Consider the following 17,000-nt stretch of genomic DNA (forward strand, 5'->3'; position numbering starts at 1 on the left):
GGTACGGACGTGGAGTCCGTACCGCCCCTTCCGTCTACGTGCCTAGAGCACCTTCGACAGGAACGACTTCGTCCGGTCGTGCTGCGGGTTCGTCAGGACGTCGCGCGGGTGGCCGGACTCGACCACCACGCCGTCGTCCATGAAGACCAGCGCGTCGCCGACCTCACGGGCGAAGCCCATCTCGTGGGTGACGACGATCATCGTCATGCCGTCCTCGGCCAGACCGCGCATGACGTCCAGGACGTCACCGACCAGCTCCGGGTCGAGCGCGGACGTCGGCTCGTCGAAGAGCATCAGCTTCGGCTCCATGGCCAGCGCACGGGCGATGGCCACCCGCTGCTGCTGTCCGCCGGAGAGCTGCGACGGGTAGTTCTTCGCCTTGTCGGAGAGCCCGACCCGGTCCAGCAGGCGCACGGCCCGCTCCCGGGCGACGGCCTTCGACTCGCCCCTGACCTGGACCGGCGCTTCCATGACGTTCTCGATGGCCGTCATGTGCGGGAACAGGTTGAAGCGCTGGAAGACCATGCCGATGTCCCGGCGCTTCACGGCGACTTCGCTGTCCTTGAGCTCGTAGAGCTTGTCGCCCTTCTGGCGGTAGCCGACGAGCTCGCCGTCGACGTACAGCCGGCCGGCGCTGACCTTCTCCAGGTGGTTGATGCACCGGAGGAAGGTCGACTTGCCGGAGCCCGAGGGGCCGATGAGGCAGAAGACCTCGCCCTGGGCCACCTCCAGATCGATGCCCTTGAGGATGTGCGCGGCGCCGAAGGACTTGTGGACGCCTTCGGCCTTCACCATGGCGGTCATGCGCTGCCTCCCTTCGGGCGGCCCAGGGACAGGACGTTGGCCCGGATCTTCTGCAGCGGGGTCGGCGGCAGGGTCCGGCTCGAACCCCGTGCGTAGTACCGCTCCAGGTAGTACTGGCCGACGCTGAGCACCGAGGTCATGACCAAGTACCAGGCAGCGGCCAGGAAGTACATCTCGACCGGGGCGCCGGACGTCTGCCCGATGTCCTGGGCGTACCGGAACAGTTCGTTGAACTGCACGGCGGCGACCAGTGACGTCGTCTTGAGCATGTTGATGACTTCGTTGCCCGTCGGCGGCACGATCACGCGCATCGCCTGCGGGACCACGATGCGGCGCAGCGTCTTGCTGTGGCTCATGCCCAGCGCCTGCGAGGCCTCCGTCTGGCCCTCGTCGACCGAGAGCAGACCCGCACGGCAGATCTCGGCCATGTAGGCGGCCTCGTTGAGACCCAGGCCGAGCAGCGCGGTCAGCAGCGGCGTCATGAAGGACGACCACTCGTCCTTGTAGACCGGCCCGAGGTTGATGTACTCGAAGACCAGGCCCAGGTTGAACCAGACGAAGAGCTGGACCAGGACCGGGGTGCCGCGGAAGAACCAGATGTAGAACCAGGCGATCGACGAGGTCACCGGGTTCTTCGACAGGCGCATGACGGCCAGCAGGATGCCGCCGACCACACCGATCACCATCGACAGGGCGGTCAGCAGCAGAGTCTGCCCGACACCCTTGAGGATGCGGTCGTCGAAGAAGTAGTCCGGGATCGCGTCCCAGTTGATCTTGCCCTGGGAGAAGGCGTACACGATCGCCGCGAACGCGGCGATCGCGAGCGCCGCCGAGAGGTACCGGCCGTAGTGCCGGACCGGGATGGCCTTGATGGCCTCCGGGCCGGCTGCCGGCGTCGGGGGAGTGGGCGGCTCGTCGGCCGGCCCCGTCTTCTTGATGTCAGTCACAGGCGGTGCCCTTCAGCGCCGGAATCCGGTCAGGATCCGCCGTTGATCTTGGCCTCGGTGACCGCGCCGGCCTCGACGCCCCACTTGGCGATGATCTTCTCGTACTCGCCGTTCTCGATGATCGCGTCCAGGGCCGCCTGGACGGCCTTGGTGAGCTCGTCGTTGCCCTTGGCGACCGCGATGCCGTACGGGGCCGCCTCGACCTGGTCGCCGACGATCTCGAAGTCCTTGCCGCCGCCCGAGGTCTTCACCGCGTACGCGGCGACCGGGAAGTCGGAGGAAACGGCGTCGGCTCCGCCGCTGCGGAGCCGGGTCTGGGCCTCCAGGTCGGTGTCGAACGCCTCGATGGCGATCTTCTTGCCGCCGGTGCACTTCTCGGACTCCGCCTTGGCGAGGTCGTGCGAGACGGTGCCGCGCTGGACGGCGATCTTCTTGCCACAGAGGTCGGCCCAGGTCGTGATGCCCTTGGTGTCGCCCTTCTTGGTGTAGATCGAGACACCGGCGGTGAAGTAGTCGACGAAGTCGACACCCTCGCCGACCTTCTTGCCGGTCTCCGAGTCGACGCCGTCCTGGCGGTCCTTGGTGTCGGTCATCGCGGACATCGCGAGGTCGTAACGCTTGGAACGCAGACCCGTGATCAGGGTGTCGAAAGTGCCGTTCTCGAATGTGAACTTCACGCCGAGCTGCTTGCCCAGTGCGGCGCCGAGGTCGGGGTCGATGCCCACGACATTGCCGGACTTGTCCTTGAATTCGACCGGCGGGTACGCAATGTCCGAACCGACCTTGATCTCGCCCTTGTCCTTGATGTCCTGCGGGACGAGGTCGGCGAGCGGAGCGGCCTTGGTGGTGGACGTCTCGTTGCTCTTGGTGCCGCTGTCGGTCTGGTCGCCGCACGCGGTCAGCAGCATGGTGCCGGCGACCGCGATGGCGCCGACCGCTGCAATCCGGGACTTTGCGGTCGTACGACGAGTGGTGCTTGCGGTCATGGTGGGGATCCTCCGGCGTGGTGAGGGTGAGCTGCCAGGTGGGAAGCGAACTCCCTAGCGAGTATCGCCACCCTGTGTGATTCAGGCATCTTGCCATTCGGACTAGCCCATTCAGGGTGCCGGGCATGTCAAAATCGCATAACGGGCCACCCCCGTACCCCAACAGGCCGGTACATCAAGGCCGGACCTTCTGTTGGAATTCTGCCTTCAGGCCGGAGAATCTCCGGCGTGTCTCGACTGCTGGACGACTTTTATAGCGCTGAGTGGACTTGTCCTGATATTCGACTATGAGTCATGTCACCGCGTCGATACCGACTCGTCCGAGGTGCGGTTCATCCGGTAAGAAAGACGTTTACACCCCTCATCCGGGGCTCAGGGCGCGTGTGCGGCGCGCCCGCGCGTATGTACCTCCCCTGGCGGAGCGGGCCACCCGTTCGGTGCCAGGCGCGTACGCGGTCCCCGCCCACCCCTCCTCAACCAGGAGTGGCCACCCTCAAACGATGAAGACTTAAGGGGTCAATACCATGGCAGCGGAGATCGTCAATCCTCGCAGCGACAGCAAGACGCACGGTGCGGCCAGTGCGGACAACGACATCAGCGGTACGGGCAGCCTGACCGGCGCTCCGGACGAACCCTTCGATCCGGCGTTCGCCCTGCACCGCGGCGGCAAGATGGCCATCCAGGCCACCGTCCCCCTGCGCGACAAGGACGACCTGTCCCTCGCCTACACGCCCGGCGTGGCCAAGGTGTGCAGCGCCATCGCCGAGAACCCCGAGCTCGTCAACGACTACACCTGGAAGTCGCAGGTCGTGGCCGTCGTGACGGACGGCACCGCGGTGCTGGGCCTCGGGGACATCGGTCCCGAGGCGTCCCTCCCCGTGATGGAGGGGAAGGCGATCCTGTTCAAGCAGTTCGGCGGCGTCGACGCGGTCCCGATCGCGCTCGCCACGACGGACGCGGACGAGATCGTCGAGACCGTGGTGCGGCTCGCGCCGTCCTTCGGCGGGGTCAACCTGGAGGACATCTCGGCGCCCCGCTGCTTCGAGATCGAGCGCAAGCTCCAGGAGCGCCTGGACATCCCGGTCTTCCACGACGACCAGCACGGCACCGCCGTCGTGACGCTCGCGGCCCTGCGCAACGCCGCGAAGCTCTCCGGCCGGACCCTCGGTGATCTGCGCGGTGTCATCTCCGGCGCCGGCGCGGCCGGGGTGGCCATCGCCAAGTTCCTGCTGGAGGCGGGCATCGGCGACATCGCCGTCGCCGACCGCAAGGGCATCGTCAGCCGGGACCGCGAGGACCTGACGGACGTGAAGCGCGAACTCGCCGAGATCACCAACAAGGCGGGCATCTCCGGCACGCTGGAGACGGCGCTGGCCGGTGCCGACGTCTTCATCGGCGTCTCCGGCGGTACGGTCCCCGAGCCGGCCGTCGCCTCGATGGCTCCCGGTGCGTTCGTCTTCGCGATGGCGAACCCGACTCCCGAGGTCCACCCCGACATCGCGCACAAGTACGCGGCCGTCGTGGCGACCGGGCGTTCGGACTACCCCAACCAGATCAACAACGTGCTGGCCTTCCCGGGCATCTTCGCGGGCGCGCTCCAGGTCCGGGCCTCCCGGATCACCGAGGGCATGAAGATCGCCGCGGCGAACGCGCTGGCGGACGTCGTGGGCGACGAGCTCGCGGCGGACTACGTGATCCCGTCGCCGTTCGACGAGCGGGTCGCCCCCGCGGTGACCGCGGCGGTCGCCGCGGCTGCCCGGGCCGAGGGCGTGGCGCGCCGCTGACGCGGTGGGTGGGGTGGGGGTGACGCGGTACGCCTGCGGCGGGCCGCGTCACCCCCACCCTTTCCCGTATCCGGGACCCCGCTCTCGCATGCCGGAGTGGCCGGAACGGGGTGCGGGCGCACCGGTTTGGCGCGCGTCACACCCTCCGCCGGTTACGCCGCGACCCGCCCCGCCCTATCGTCGGGGCCATGTTCGCCGCCTATGCCGCACGTATCGACCGCGACCAGCCCCTCAACGGACTCGAGCTGGGTGAACGCCCCGCGCCCGCGGCGCGTCCCGGCTGGACCACCGTCAATGTCAGGGCCGCGTCCCTCAATCACCACGACCTCTGGTCCCTGCGGGGCGTGGGCCTCGCCGAGGACAAGCTGCCGATGATCCTCGGCTGCGACGCCGCGGGAATCGACCAGGACGGCAACGAGGTCGTCCTGCACTCCGTGATCGGCCAGACGGGCCACGGAGTCGGCGCGAACGAGCCGCGCTCCATCCTCACCGAGCGGTATCAGGGCACGTTCGCCGAGCAGGTCTCCGTCCCGTCGTGGAACGTCCTGGCGAAGCCCAAGGAGCTCTCCTTCGAGGAGGCGGCCTGCCTGCCGACGGCCTGGCTCACCGCGTACCGCATGCTCTTCACCAACGCCGGGGTGCGTCCTGGTGACTCCGTACTCGTCCAGGGCGCGGGCGGGGGCGTCGCCACCGCCGCGATCGTGCTCGGGAAGGCGGCCGGGCTGCGCGTCTACGCCACCAGCCGCGACGAGGCCAAGCGCAAGCGGGCCGTCGAACTCGGGGCCGTCGAGGCGTTCGAGTCGGGCGCCCGTCTCCCGCACCGTGTCGACGCCGTCATCGAGACGGTGGGTGCGGCGACGTGGTCGCACTCGGTGAAGTCGCTGCGGCCCGGCGGCACCCTGGTCATCTCCGGTGCCACCAGCGGTGACCGTCCCGCGCACGCCGAGCTCACCCGGATCTTCTTCCTGGAGCTGAAGGTCGTCGGTTCGACGATGGGCTCGAAGGAGGAGCTGGAGAGTCTGCTGGCGTTCTGCGCGGCCACCGGTGTGCGCCCCGTGATCGACGAGGTGCTGCCACTGGACCGGGCCCGCGAGGGGTTCGAACGGCTCGCCTCCGGCGACCAGTTCGGGAAGATCGTCCTGACGTCCTCCTGAGCCGTTCCGGTGCCCGCTTCTGTCAATGATGGTTGACACTCCCGAACTGTCAACGTAGGTTGACATCATGACCGAAGCAACGGATCTCGCCGCGCGCGCCGGTGACCGTGACCCGCGTGTCGGGCTGCGGGCCGTCGCCGCGCTGCGGAGGCTGCTGGAGCAGCTCGAAGACGTCCAGGTGAGAAGTGCCCGCGCGCAGGGCTGGTCGTGGCAGGAGATCGCGGCCGAGCTCGGCGTGAGCCGGCAGGCCGTCCACAAGAAGCACGGGAGGCTTTGATGTTCGAGCGATTCACCGCAGGTGCCCGCGCCACCGTGACGGGCGCGGTCACCCATGCCGAACGGGCCGGGGCCGATGTGATCACCGAGGAGCATCTGCTGCTCGCCCTCCTGGACCAGGAGGGTGGCCGGGCCTCCTTCGCCACCGCGGCGCTCGGTCTCACCGACCGGCGCGCCTCGGTGGAGGCGGCCCTCGCCGACGCGCGCCGGCGCGGCGGTCTGACCCGGGCGGACACGGACGCGCTGGCAGGCATCGGGATCGACGTCGGGGAGATCGTGGCCCGTGTCGAAGGGGCGCACGGCGAGGGCGCGCTGGCCGGTGACCGCAAGGGGCGGCGCCGGTGGTCGGGGCGCAGGCCCTTCACACGCGGCGCGAAGGGCATCCTGGAGAACTCCCTCCGGGTGGCACTGGGCCGCGGCGACCGCTTCATCGGCGAGGAGCACCTTCTGCTGGCGCTCACCGCCCGCCCCGGTGTGGTCGCGGACGTGCTCGCGGAACACGGGGCGACGTACGCGGCGGTGGAGCGGGCGCTGTACGGGGCCGGCGGCGAGGGGCACGCCAAGGCGGGCTGACTCCCCCTCGCGCCGGGCCTCGCCGCGTCAGTCCTTCGGGCCGGCGCCGTCGCCGGGCTTCCGCAGCAGCGCCCCGATGCGGGCCGCCGCCGCCGACAGATGGTGCCGGGTCTCCGTCAGCTGGTCCTCCGTCACGCCCCGGTCCCGGGCCGCGTCGCGGATCTCGTCGCGGAAGCGGTCCAGCAGGCGGTCCAGGTCGCGGGCCGGGTCGCCCGAGCCCGCGGTCTCGCCGCCCCAGTGCGGGTCCGCGTCGGCGGTGTCCGGCTTGGCGTACGGGGGCCGGGCGCCGGCCCTGGCGAAGCTCCCCAGCTGCCCGGTGATCTCCGCCAGCCCCTCCCGTACGCCCTTGGGCCAGTCGCCCCGCGCGAAGTGCTCCTGGACCTGGCGTGCGGCGTTCTGCATCTGCTCGCTCGCCCGCTCGTGGGCCTCCTGGGCCTGGCGGCGGGCCTGCTGGGCGTCCTCGCGGGCGCGCCGCGACTCGTCCTTCGCCCGGCGGGCCTGCTCCTTCCACTCCTGCTTGGCCTTGCGCAGCTCTTCCTTCGCCAGCCGCCACGCCTCGTTGTTGCCGAGGTCGCCGAGGTCGGGCGCCCCTCCGGCCTTGCCGCCGGCGGTGTGCCGGGACTCGGAGGCCGCCGCCCGCATATCGCTGCGCAGCCTGCCCGCCGCCCCGCGCACGTCGTCGCGGATCTCGGCCGCCAGCTCGGCGACCGACTCGCGGATCTCCAGTTCCAGATCGGCCAGCTCGCCGCTGCGTCCGGCCAGTTCGGCGCGTCCGGCGTCGGTGATCGAGTAGACCTTGCGACCACCCTCGGTGGCATGGGTGACCAGGCCCTCGGCCTCCAGCTTGGCGAGCCGCGGATAGACGGTTCCGGCGGAGGGCGCGTACAGCCCCTGGAAGCGTTCCTCCAGCAGCCGGATCACCTCGTAGCCGTGGCGGGGGGCCTCGTCCAGGAGCTTCAGCAGGTAGAGACGCAGTCGGCCGTGTGCGAATACGGGGGCCATGTCAGAGCACCTTTCCGGTCGGCTCGGTGTCGTACGGGCCGTCCTCGGCCGGCGGGCGGCGCAGCAGGGCGATCGAGCCGGACACCGTCGTCGCGCGCAGTGTTCCCGTTCCGGCGCCCAGGGTCCCGGTGATCTTCTTCGACCCCCACATGCCGGAGACCCGCAGGTCCTCGAAGGCGTTGGAGACCGTGCCGCTCGCGGTGTTCGCCTCGACCTTCGCGTCGGCGGGGTGCGGCAGCCGGATGGCGATCTCGCCGGAGACCGTGGCCAGCCGGATGTCGGTGGGCTTTCCGGACGGGTCGAGGTCCAGCACCATGTCCCCGCTGACCGACTCGGCGTGCACGGAGCTTCCGGCGCCCTCGACGACCGTCAGGTCGCCGGACACGGACTGGTAGTGGAGGTCGCCGGTGACCGCCTGGGCCTCCAGGCTCCCGGAGACCGTTTCGCCGCGCACCGCGCCGGAGAGGCCGACGAGGGTGGTGTCGCCGCTGACGCCGCGCACGTCCGTGCGCCCCCGGATGCCGGAGACGACCGCTCCGGCGCCGACGACACCGACCTCGACGGACGAGCCGGCCGGAACGGTGAGCGAGACGACCGCGCGGCGCCGGAGGTTCTTCGGGTCGAGCCACTTGAGGAACCCCTTCCAGTGCAGGTCCTCATAGGCGACGGTGAGGGTGCCGTCCTGCTGGGTCACGACGAGCGGGGGTCCCTCGACGCCCGAGATCTCCAGCCGGGCGTGCTGTTCGTCGGTACCGACCACGTTGACGGCCCCGTTGACGATGCGCACATGCAGCGCCGTCACCGGGTCGTCGAAGGTGAGCTTGCGAGGCTCGGCGATGGCCCACGTCGACACCGGCATGGATCTGACCTTCCGTTGGGCGCGGAATGACGCAACATATCGCGTCTCTTGCGGAACACGATATATCGCGGATCGGGGAAGTCAAGGGCGGTCGGAGGGCGGGGTTCGCTGGTCGAAGTGCTCCAAATGCGGGCAAATTGCCCTAGCGTGTGAGGCATGAACGCGACATCCGTGGGAGCGCTGCTGCTGTGCCGGGCCGACCCCGAGACCGTACGGCCGACCGCGCATCTCCTGCGCGAACCGATGGTCCTCACGCCGGCCGGGGAGGACTGGAGTGTGCTCGTACCGGAGGGCAAGCCCTGGCGGGGCGAGGGGCCGGGGGCCGGGAAGGGGCCGGGTGACGACGGGGGAGAGCCCGTCGACCGGGTCATGGGCGGCTGGGCCACCGCACTCGCGGTCGGCTCCACCTGGCCGGTTCTCGCCCTGTGGTGGGACGGCGACCGGGCCGGCTACACCCTCGCCTCCGGATTCCGCCGCCCCGTCGGGTACGTCTGGCTCGCCGACGGCACCCCCGTCGGCGAGGACGAGGCCATGCGCACCTTCGCGGCCCGCCTCGGCCTCGACCCCGTCCTGGACGTCCAGGCGCTGGAGGCGCTGACCCGGCCGGACCCCGACGCGGACGCGGAGGCCAGGCTGCGCGGACTGCTCGCCGTCCTCGCCCGCACGGGAGTGGTGCTGCCGGCCGGAGTCGGTCCCGGGGAACCCGCCGACCGGCTGCGCTCCGCGGCCGGTGCCCAGCGCGAAGCGGAACGGATCGAATGGGCCGGCTGGCGCGATGCCGTACGCGTCGAACTCGACGCGGTCGAGCGCGGGAGCCTCGGCCCGTGGGTGCGCGGCCCCAGGGCCCGGGCGATCGCCGCCGCCCAGCTCGTCGTGGGGGTCCCGCTCCTGCTGGCGGGTGCCAGGCGACGCAGCGGCGGCTGGCTCGTGGCGGGTGCGGTGCTGCTGGCGCAGGGCGCCCTGGGGCTCGCCTACAACCGGATCAGGGACGAAGCGGAGGGCCGGCCCCGCTGAGGGTGCCGGCGATCCCTACGCGTCGTCGTCGTCCTCGTCGTCCAGCCGGGCCAGCCAGGTGGCGAGGCGCTCGACCGGGACCTCGAAGTCCGGGTTGAGGTCGACGAAGGTGCGCAGCTGCTCGGCCAGCCACTCGAAGGTGACCTCCTCCTCGCCCCGCCGCTTCTCCAGTTCCTCGATGCCGCGATCGGTGAAATACATGTGCTGCGCTCGCTCCGGGTGAGAACGGTGATGGTCCCCACCAGGGTAGGGCGTGCCCGGACGGAACCTGGCCGGGAACCGTCCCCCGGCCCTCCGGCGTCCTGTGTGGAGCGTCTCGCACCGGTCGCGTACTCCCGCTAACCTGCGGGGAGTTGGGGAACGGGGGGTGTCATGGGTGACAGTGGGGCCCGTATTACGCGCATTGAGATGCCGGACGGAACACCGGTCTGGGCGCGGATCTCCGGGGCCGAGGAACTGGAGCGGCCCGCGGGCGGTCTGGCCTACGCGGACATCGGCTACGGGGACCTGGCCGACCAGGTGCAGGCGAGGGTCGAGAGCCTGACCGGGATCGTGACCTCCGTCGCCCGGTCGCTGGCCGAGCCGCTGCGGGCCGTGCGGCCGGACGAGGTCAGTGTGGAGTTCGGCATCGAGCTCACGGCGAAGGCCGGCAAGGTCGTCGGGCTGCTGGCGGACGGCGAGGCCAAGGGGGGCATCAAGGTCACGCTCACCTGGAACGGCGGCGGACCCGTCGTCGACCCGCCGATCACCCCGCCCGTACCCGCGCAGGCACCTGCGCCGCCGGTCCCGCCCGCTCCACCCGCCCCACCGAACCCGCCCGCGCTGCCCGCAGGCGCCCCCGACGCCCTGCCGCCCGCCGGTGCGCCCACCGGCGCATCGGTGCATCCGGGCGGGGGCTCCGCGCCGGGCGGCAGTGGATCATGACGGGGGCGGCCGGAGGGGGCGCAGAGGGCGGATGGGACCGCACCACCCTTGCCCTGATGAACCTCGTGATGGCGGCGACCGTACGCATCCATCGGCCGGACCCCGGGTATGCCCCTGACGGAACCGGCAGGGGCTTCCTGGGCAGCGGCTTCTTCATCGCCCCGAGCTGGGTCCTCACATGCGCGCACGTCGCGATGCAGGGGGAGGGGCGCGAAGTGGACGTGGTGTTCCGGGCCGACCGCGACAGCGCCGCCGAGACGTCCGTCGCGGGGACGGTCGTCGCGACGCTGCCGGAGCCGGGGCCGGGCACGCCCGGCGGACCGGGACTCCGTCCGCCCGTCGGCTGGGCCGCTCCGGACCTGGCCCTGATCCGCCTACTGCGGCCGGTCGAGCACGCCTGTGTGTACGTCACCGAGCGCCCGGCCGCCATGCTGCCGGGCGGCACCGTCCACTACGTGGGCTGGACCGGCCCGCGCGACGGGCAGCTGGCGGCGGTGACCGGCGACTGCACGGTCAAGGGGATGTTCGGCGGTCCGGCCGACGCCGAGCAGCAGATCCGGCTGGGCGGGGACTGGCTGGAGCCGGGGATGTCCGGCGGTCCCGTCGTCGACCTGGCCCGCGGCGAGGTGGTCGGCGTCCTCAAGTCACGCCTCGAGGGCGAGCAGGGCGGGACCGCGATCGGCATCGAGCGGCTGCGCACCATGCCCGTGCCCGGAGCCGCCCCCGAGGATCCGCCCGTGGACGTCTACCAGGCGGTCTTCCACGCCCACGACCGGTACCACGCCGACCGGCACAACAGCCCCGCCAGTACCGAACGGACCTGGGCCGACACCCAGAGCGAACTCCCCGCCAGGCCGGGACGCGCGCTCAGCCCGAAACAGCGCATCGACCTGCTCGGGCGGCTCGCCGACTTCCCGCCGCCGGTCAGCACCCGGGGCCTGCTCGACCTGCTGGACTGCCTCCCCGACGTCCACTCGCGGGACCACCGGCCCGCCCCGCGCGGCTGGCGGGACGGGCTCGGCGCGCTGTACGAGGCGCGCGACGGCGACGGCGCGCTCGAACTGATCCTGCGCTACTGCATGGCCGTCATCGCCGCCGACCGGCCGTACGGCTCCCCGCCCACGGCGGCCGCCGCGCAGAACCTGTGGGACTGGGTCCGCAGGATGGCCGAGGACCACCTCTCCAGGAGCTTCCGCAAGGAGCTGGCCGTCCTGTGGGGCGCCGCCCGCCACCGCCCGGACGTCGAGCACCGCAGACCCACCGCGCCATCGGCCGAACCGGCCCGGCACAGGGAGCGGCTCTTCGTGCTGCTGGCGCTGGAACTGCGTGGCTGGGAGCAGGGCCGCTACGACTGGCGGATCAGCGTCGGCGACACCCTCGGGGACTTCCTGCCCGTGGAGGAGGATGTCCGGGGCACCGCGCTGGCCGACCTGCCGGGCCGGCTCGCCGCGCCGCTGGCCGAGGCGTTCCGGCGCTGCGACGAGCCGGACGGGCCCGCCGTCCTCCAGATCGCGGTCGGCCGGTCGATGCTCGGCCTGGACTTCGACAACTGGCGCCTGGCGCCCGGTGATCCGCCGCTCGGAGCCGTACGCCCCGTCGTCGTCCGCTGCTCCGACCAGCCCCCCAGGAGCGAGGAGTGGCTGAAGGAGCGCAAGGCGCGCTGGAACCGGACGGGGACGGCCCCGCTGCGGGCCGAGGCGCTCGACTGCGAGAGCGGCATCAGGGTCCGCGTCCCGGAGGTGGACGGACTGCGCACCCTGGCGTACGGCACGGTCCCGCTGTTGTGCCACTACGGCTCGGACACCCGGCCCGATGCCGCGGCGGGGTTCGACCGGCTGCTGAGCAGCGGTTTCGGCGTGGCGCTGTGGCGGCGGCGCGGGGCGGATGCCGACGCGGTCTGTACGGAGTTCCACCGGCGAGCCGGCGACACGGTGGGCGAAACCCGCTCCACCGAGCAACTTCCGTACAGAGTGTATGAGTTGAGAAAAGGTGTCCATGCGAGCCGTATTGAGACGTACTGGTCGGCCGGCATGACGCTCTACTACGACGACCCGCACCACCCCCTGCCCGGATCCGAGCAGCTCCTGGAGGCGCCATGACCGCAGGCTCCGGCCCGCCCCTTACGGTGCGTGCATCGGATCGCTACCGTGAAGCACGCTTGGCAACGGCCGCCCCGGTGGACGAGCGACGACGAGGAACGCTATGAGTGAACCCAGTGAGTGGCTCATCTACCGAGGGGCCGGCGAACCGCACGAGGGGATCGGGCGGCTGCCCGCGCCGCCGCCCTGGCGGGACTTCGCCGGTCGCGCCACGCCCGCGGACGGCGGGACGGACGGCTCCGCCGACCGGCGGCTCGGCAGCCACCGGCACATGGCCGAGCTGCACCGGCCGGGCGCCGAGGAACTCGAAATGATCAATGCCGCGCTCTATCTCCGGAGGCCGCTGCTGGTCACCGGGAGCCCCGGTGCGGGCAAGAGCACCCTGGCCCACTCGGTCGCCCATGAACTGGGCCTGGGCCGCGTGCTGCGCTGGCCCGTCGTCAGCCGCTCGACACTGCTCGACGGGCTGTACCACTACGACGCCATCGCCCGTCTCCAGGACGTCCAGATAGCCGCGCACGCCGGTGCCGTCGCGGCGGACGGAGCCGATCCGGCCGACAGCATCGGCAGCTACATCCGGCTCGGCCCGCTCGGCACGGCGCTGCTGCCGTCCGACCGGCCCCGGGTGCTGCTCATCGACGAGCTGGACAAGAGCGACATCGACCTGCCGAACGACCTCCTCAACGTGCTGGAGGAGGGCGAGTTCGCCATTCCGGAGCTGGAGCGGATCGCCGACCGGCTGCCCGACGGCGAGGCGGTGGTCCTCGACAACGACGGCAACAAGGTCGCGATCAGGGGCGGACGGGTGCAGTGCTCGGCCTTCCCCTTCATCGTCCTCACGAGCAACGGCGAGCGCGACTTCCCCGCCCCGCTCATGAGGCGCTGCATCCACCTGGAGCTCGGCCGCCCCGACCACCAGCGGCTGGCCACGTTCGTACGCGCACACCTCGGCGACGAGGCGGCCCGCTCGGGCGACGACCTCATCTCGCACTTCCTGGAGCGTTCGCGCGGTGAACTGCTCGCCACCGACCAGCTGTTGAACGCGATCTACCTCACCGACGCCGCTGCCCCGGCCGGCCGTGACCGCCTCGCCGACCTGCTCATCCAGCGACTCGACCGGCCGAGGTGATGCACTGATGCCCGACGTCACGGCACGGCACGGACCGGAGGAGGGTCCGGAGCCCTACGACGGGCACCTGCTGACCGCGCTCGTCGCCCGCCTGCGCGAGGGCGGGCTCGACCCCGACGCCGAGCAGCTCTGCGACGCCCTCTGGCTCGCCCGGTGGACCCGGGTCGCCGGTGCGTTACCCGACGGCGAGGGGGACCCGGCCGTGCGTGCCGCCCCGCCAGGCGAGGAGGCCGCCACCGGACCCGCCGTACGTCCCGCCGAGCGTGCCGGAACACCGGACACGGCTGCGGAGGACACTGTTCCGGAGCAGCCGGAGGCCACGGGTCCGGACCGCCGGATCTCCCTGTACCCCGTTCCGCACGGAGCGGACGCGGGCGACCCGGACCGGCCGGGCGGCACCGGGTCCCGCGTCGGCCGCGGGACCGGCGCCTCGGCGCTCCCGCTCGGCGTGCCCGCCGCCCCCGCACTGCCCGCCCTGCTCGAACTCCAGCGCGCCCTGCGCCCGTTGCAGCGCTACCGGCCCGCGGCGCCGCCCCTGCGCACCACCCTGGACGAGGTGGCGACCGCGGAACTCAGCGCACGCGCGGGAGGACTCATCATTCCGGTGTTCCGCGGAGTGGCCCGGGCGGACGCACTCCTCCAGTTCGTCATGGACGCCTCGTCGTCCATGCGGGTCTGGGACCGGATGTTCATAGAATTCCAGCAGATATTCAGCCAGTTGGGCGCCTTCAGGGACGTCCAGGTGCGCTATCTGCACCAGGGGCCCGACGGCGCGCCCGCCGTGAGCCGCAGCCCCGACCCGGGCGCGGCGCCCCTGAACTCCGCGGATCGGCTCAGCGACCCCACCGGCCGCCGGGTCACCGTCCTGGTCAGCGACTGCGCCGGACCCGTCTGGCACAGCGGGCAGGCCCACCGGCTGCTGCACCACCTCGCCCGCCAGGCCCCCACCGCCGTGCTCCAGCCCCTGCCGCAGCGCATGTGGAACCGCACCGCACTGCCGGTCACCTACGGCGTCCTGTCACGCGGCGAAGGCGCCGCCGGAGCCGTCGTCAAGGTCGCCGCGGACGCCGGAGCGCTCCCGAAGGCGCACGACGGAGCCCTCGCCGTCCCCGTGCTGCCGCCCGTGGCCGGCGCCCTTGCGGCCTGGGCGGGGCTGCTCGCCGGTACCGGAGGCGGGCGGATCTCCGGAGCCGTCGGCTGGGTGCGCGCGGACCAGCCCGCCGCCGCCCCGCAGCGCACCGGCAGCCGGCCGTCCTCGCTCCAACTGGTCAGCCGCTTCCGCTCGGCCGCCTCCCCGGCCGCCGGACAGCTGGCCGTCTACCTCGCCGCCGCCCCGCTGTACCTGCCGGTCATGCAGCTCGTCCAGCGCACGATGCTGCCGGACTCGGGCCCCTCGGAGCTGGCCGAGGTGCTGCTCAGCGGGCTGCTCACGCGCAGCAGGAGCGACGGCGCGGAGGGCGGGCAGTGGTACGAGTTCACGCCCGGCGTCCAGGAGGCGCTGCTCGGGCCGCTCGGCCGGGACGAGGCCCTGCTCGTACTCAAACACTGCTCGGAGTACATCGAGCAGCGGTTCGGAAAGGCGGGCCCGAACTTCCCGGCCCTGGCCCTGGCGCAGCTCGGCGACGCGAGAACGGGCTCCGCGTACCGCTCCGGCCGCCCGGCCGGCGGCATCGACCGGGACGCCGAAGCCGAAGCCGATGCCGACGGCGACGCCGAGAACGGCGGCTCCCGCGCCCCGCACCCCTTCGCGGAGGTCGCGGCGCGCGTCCTGGAGCGGTTCATGCCGCTGCCCGAGCAGTTCGCCTACTACGGCGAGCGGCGCGGGCGCCACGAGCCCGACCCGACGACCACCACCGCGGTGGCCCGCGCCCGCGCGCTGCTGCGGCAGTTCGAGTCGGACAGCATGGTTCAGTACCTGATCGACGCCGTACAGCTGCTGCGCGGCGCCACCTACCGCGACCAGGTGTCGGTCTCCGATCCGGAGCTGTGGGCGGAGTACGCGCGCTGTCTGCTGCGGCTCTGGGAGGTGCAGGGCGGGAACGAGCTGCTGCGGGAGTCGGAGGAGGCCGCCGAGCGTGCCGCCTCCCACCCCGGGGCCGTACGCGAACGGGCCGTGCTGGCCAAGGTGCTGCACGCCGCCGCGGACGACCGGCGGCGGCGCGGTGACCGGCGCGGCGCCCTGGACCTGCTGCGGCGCGCGGACCGCGAGTACACCGTGGCCTGCGCCGCGCCCGGCCTGGACCCGGCGGAGGCCCTGCGGCTCACGCTGGAACGGGTGCGGGCCCTGGAGGCGCAGTGGCGGCTCGGCGGCGACACCGCCCTGCTCCAGGCGGCCGTCGGCATGCTGGAGGCGTTCGCCGACGTCTGGCCCGACCAGGAGAACCGTCCCACCAGTCTCGTGCTGACCCACGGCCGTGTCCTGCTGCGGCTCACCGGCGCGACCAACGACACCGAACAGTCCCGGGTGTACGCCCGCCAGGCCGCCCGCTCGCTGCGCAAGGCGTTCGCCCCCGGCGCCGCCCCGCACACGACCGGCACCCAGGTGCGGATCCTGCTGGACCTGGTGGACGCCCTGCTGAGCTGCGGGGACGCCCCGGACGAGGCCGCGACCCTGATCGAACAGGCCCTGGAGACCGTACGGGAACAGCGGATGCGCGCCCAGCTCCAGACCAGGGCGGGCCGGGTCCATGTCGCACGGTACGAACTCAGCGGTGACACGGCCGAACTGGTCGAGGCGGCCGACTGGTTCACCCGGGCGGCCCGTGGCGTTCCCCGTGACTCGCAGGATCACGCGGACCTCCTCGCCGAGTGGGGGACCGCCCTGCTCCGCCGGGCCGAACTGCCCGACGGGGACCGGTACATCGGCGCGGCCGTCCGGGTGTTGCGCGACTGCCGTACGGAGACGGCGGCTGGCAGCCCGCGCCTGGCGGGCCGGCTGCTGGCCCTCGGGCGCGCGGTGATGCTGCGCCACCGGGCCACCGAGGACCGGGTCGATCTGCGGGAGGCGGAGCACCTGTTCGGCCTGGCGGCGCAGGAGGCGCGCGATCCGCTGACAGCGGCGCGGTGCTGGCTGGAGCTGGGGCGGTCCCATCTCGATGCCTCCCGGGTGCTTCAGCGGCCCGCAAGGCTCGACGAGGCGGCGGAGGCGTTCCGCGACGCGGCCGAGAGCGCCAGGACCGCGGAAGCGGAGCTGGACAGTCCGCAAGAACGTGAACAGGCGGTGGAGTTGGGTGCTACAGCCAACCACTGGCGGGGTATGACCTATGAGGAGGCGGGACGTCCCAGAGCCGCGCGCGACGCGTACCGGGCCGCCCGCCAGGAGTGGCGCAAGCTGCCGGACGGAGGCGGTGCGTCGGGCGAGTCGACCGAGGGGCGACTGCTGGCGCTGGGAGGGGGCTGAAGGCCCGGGCGCGGGCCCGGCCGGGTTCCGCACCCTCTGCCGGGCGATG

At 72.2% G+C, this 17,000-nt stretch carries 15 protein-coding genes; 9 read left to right on the forward strand and 6 right to left on the reverse strand.

All coding sequences use genetic code 11. The features are described from left to right. Positions 1–42: 42 nt before the first annotated feature. Genes OG230_RS24125 through OG230_RS24135 form a run of 3 tightly spaced genes read right to left on the reverse strand, consistent with a single transcriptional unit; the run spans position 43 to position 2,737 of the window. Positions 43–804, reverse strand: coding sequence for an amino acid ABC transporter ATP-binding protein (locus OG230_RS24125; RefSeq protein ID WP_328905805.1), 762 nt, complete (start codon positions 802–804; stop codon positions 43–45). Further along, on the reverse strand, positions 801–1,751 hold the full coding sequence (locus OG230_RS24130; protein ID WP_328905806.1) for an amino acid ABC transporter permease: 951 nt from the start codon (positions 1,749–1,751) through the stop codon (positions 801–803). The genes OG230_RS24125 and OG230_RS24130 overlap by 4 nt, the downstream gene beginning before the upstream one ends. A 29-nt stretch (positions 1,752–1,780) precedes the next feature. Then, positions 1,781–2,737 carry an ABC transporter substrate-binding protein gene (locus OG230_RS24135; RefSeq protein ID WP_328905807.1) on the reverse strand — a complete coding sequence of 319 codons (957 nt, stop codon included), beginning with the start codon at positions 2,735–2,737 and terminating at the stop codon, positions 1,781–1,783. A 524-nt stretch (positions 2,738–3,261) separates the two neighbouring features. Here OG230_RS24135 and OG230_RS24140 point away from each other — a divergent pair. The 4 genes from OG230_RS24140 to OG230_RS24155 all read left to right on the forward strand — a co-directional run bounded on the left by OG230_RS24140 (position 3,262) and on the right by OG230_RS24155 (position 6,524). After that, a complete protein-coding gene (locus OG230_RS24140) occupies positions 3,262–4,521 on the forward strand; it encodes an NAD(P)-dependent malic enzyme (protein WP_328905808.1) in 1,260 nt (419 codons plus the stop codon). A 188-nt stretch (positions 4,522–4,709) separates the two neighbouring features. Beyond that, positions 4,710–5,675, forward strand: coding sequence for a zinc-binding dehydrogenase (locus OG230_RS24145; protein ID WP_328905809.1), 966 nt, complete (start codon positions 4,710–4,712; stop codon positions 5,673–5,675). Positions 5,676–5,742: 67 nt separating this feature from the next. Next, positions 5,743–5,952 (forward strand): helix-turn-helix domain-containing protein, encoded by a 210-nt coding sequence (locus OG230_RS24150; RefSeq protein WP_328905810.1) that lies wholly within the window; start codon positions 5,743–5,745, stop codon positions 5,950–5,952. Beyond that, positions 5,952–6,524 (forward strand): Clp protease N-terminal domain-containing protein, encoded by a 573-nt coding sequence (locus OG230_RS24155; protein ID WP_328905811.1) that lies wholly within the window; start codon positions 5,952–5,954, stop codon positions 6,522–6,524. Before OG230_RS24150 ends, OG230_RS24155 begins: the two co-directional genes overlap by 1 nt. A 27-nt stretch (positions 6,525–6,551) precedes the next feature. Here OG230_RS24155 and OG230_RS24160 read toward each other — a convergent pair whose 3' ends face one another. Next, the gene (locus OG230_RS24160) at positions 6,552–7,526 is read right to left on the reverse strand and encodes a PadR family transcriptional regulator (RefSeq protein WP_328905812.1); all 975 of its coding nucleotides are present in this window, start codon (positions 7,524–7,526) and stop codon (positions 6,552–6,554) included. A gap of 1 nt (position 7,527) precedes the next feature. Beyond that, complete coding sequence (locus OG230_RS24165) at positions 7,528–8,385, reverse strand: DUF4097 family beta strand repeat-containing protein (RefSeq protein ID WP_328905813.1); 858 nt, start codon at positions 8,383–8,385, stop codon at positions 7,528–7,530. A 156-nt stretch (positions 8,386–8,541) separates the two neighbouring features. Here OG230_RS24165 and OG230_RS24170 point away from each other — a divergent pair, with 156 nt between their 5' ends. Next, positions 8,542–9,399, forward strand: coding sequence for a hypothetical protein (locus tag OG230_RS24170; protein ID WP_328905814.1), 858 nt, complete (start codon positions 8,542–8,544; stop codon positions 9,397–9,399). Between the two features lie 15 nt (positions 9,400–9,414). Here the strand turns inward: OG230_RS24170 and OG230_RS24175 are convergent, their stop codons facing one another. Continuing rightward, entirely contained in the window at positions 9,415–9,600 is a 186-nt protein-coding gene (locus tag OG230_RS24175; protein WP_043224942.1) for a DUF6104 family protein, read from the reverse strand. Positions 9,601–9,771: 171 nt separating this feature from the next. On the opposite strand from OG230_RS24175, the gene OG230_RS24180 reads away from it, so the two are divergent. From OG230_RS24180 to OG230_RS24195, 4 genes are all read left to right on the forward strand, one after another. Further along, positions 9,772–10,323, forward strand: a complete 552-nt coding sequence (locus tag OG230_RS24180) for a CU044_2847 family protein (RefSeq protein WP_328905815.1) — start codon at positions 9,772–9,774, stop codon at positions 10,321–10,323. 56 nt (positions 10,324–10,379) lie between these two features. Then, entirely contained in the window at positions 10,380–12,422 is a 2,043-nt protein-coding gene (locus OG230_RS24185; RefSeq protein WP_328905816.1) for a VMAP-C domain-containing protein, read from the forward strand. A gap of 103 nt (positions 12,423–12,525) precedes the next feature. Then, positions 12,526–13,551, forward strand: coding sequence for an AAA family ATPase (locus OG230_RS24190; RefSeq protein WP_328905817.1), 1,026 nt, complete (start codon positions 12,526–12,528; stop codon positions 13,549–13,551). Between the two features lie 7 nt (positions 13,552–13,558). Next, positions 13,559–16,951, forward strand: a complete 3,393-nt coding sequence (locus OG230_RS24195) for an SAV_2336 N-terminal domain-related protein (protein ID WP_328905818.1) — start codon at positions 13,559–13,561, stop codon at positions 16,949–16,951. Positions 16,952–17,000 lie beyond the last annotated feature (49 nt).

The sequence above is a fragment of the Streptomyces sp. NBC_00234 genome, from assembly GCF_036195325.1.
GTDB lineage: Bacteria > Actinomycetota > Actinomycetes > Streptomycetales > Streptomycetaceae > Streptomyces.

Bases quoted from the DNA above. Each gene is read 5' to 3' on its own strand.
- OG230_RS24125 (WP_328905805.1), bottom strand. From the start codon at position 804: ATGACCGCCATGGTGAAGGCCGAAGGCGTCCACAAGTCCTTCGGCGCC.
- OG230_RS24185 (WP_328905816.1), top strand. From the start codon at position 10,380: ATGAACCTCGTGATGGCGGCGACCGTACGCATCCATCGGCCGGACCCC.
- OG230_RS24195 (WP_328905818.1), top strand. From the start codon at position 13,559: ATGCCCGACGTCACGGCACGGCACGGACCGGAGGAGGGTCCGGAGCCC.
- OG230_RS24190 (WP_328905817.1), top strand. From the start codon at position 12,526: ATGAGTGAACCCAGTGAGTGGCTCATCTACCGAGGGGCCGGCGAACCG.
- OG230_RS24145 (WP_328905809.1), top strand. From the start codon at position 4,710: ATGTTCGCCGCCTATGCCGCACGTATCGACCGCGACCAGCCCCTCAAC.
- OG230_RS24180 (WP_328905815.1), top strand. From the start codon at position 9,772: ATGGGTGACAGTGGGGCCCGTATTACGCGCATTGAGATGCCGGACGGA.
- OG230_RS24160 (WP_328905812.1), bottom strand. From the start codon at position 7,526: ATGGCCCCCGTATTCGCACACGGCCGACTGCGTCTCTACCTGCTGAAG.
- OG230_RS24155 (WP_328905811.1), top strand. From the start codon at position 5,952: ATGTTCGAGCGATTCACCGCAGGTGCCCGCGCCACCGTGACGGGCGCG.
- OG230_RS24135 (WP_328905807.1), bottom strand. From the start codon at position 2,737: ATGACCGCAAGCACCACTCGTCGTACGACCGCAAAGTCCCGGATTGCA.
- OG230_RS24170 (WP_328905814.1), top strand. From the start codon at position 8,542: ATGAACGCGACATCCGTGGGAGCGCTGCTGCTGTGCCGGGCCGACCCC.
- OG230_RS24140 (WP_328905808.1), top strand. From the start codon at position 3,262: ATGGCAGCGGAGATCGTCAATCCTCGCAGCGACAGCAAGACGCACGGT.
- OG230_RS24165 (WP_328905813.1), bottom strand. From the start codon at position 8,385: ATGCCGGTGTCGACGTGGGCCATCGCCGAGCCTCGCAAGCTCACCTTC.
- OG230_RS24175 (WP_043224942.1), bottom strand. From the start codon at position 9,600: ATGTATTTCACCGATCGCGGCATCGAGGAACTGGAGAAGCGGCGGGGC.
- OG230_RS24150 (WP_328905810.1), top strand. From the start codon at position 5,743: ATGACCGAAGCAACGGATCTCGCCGCGCGCGCCGGTGACCGTGACCCG.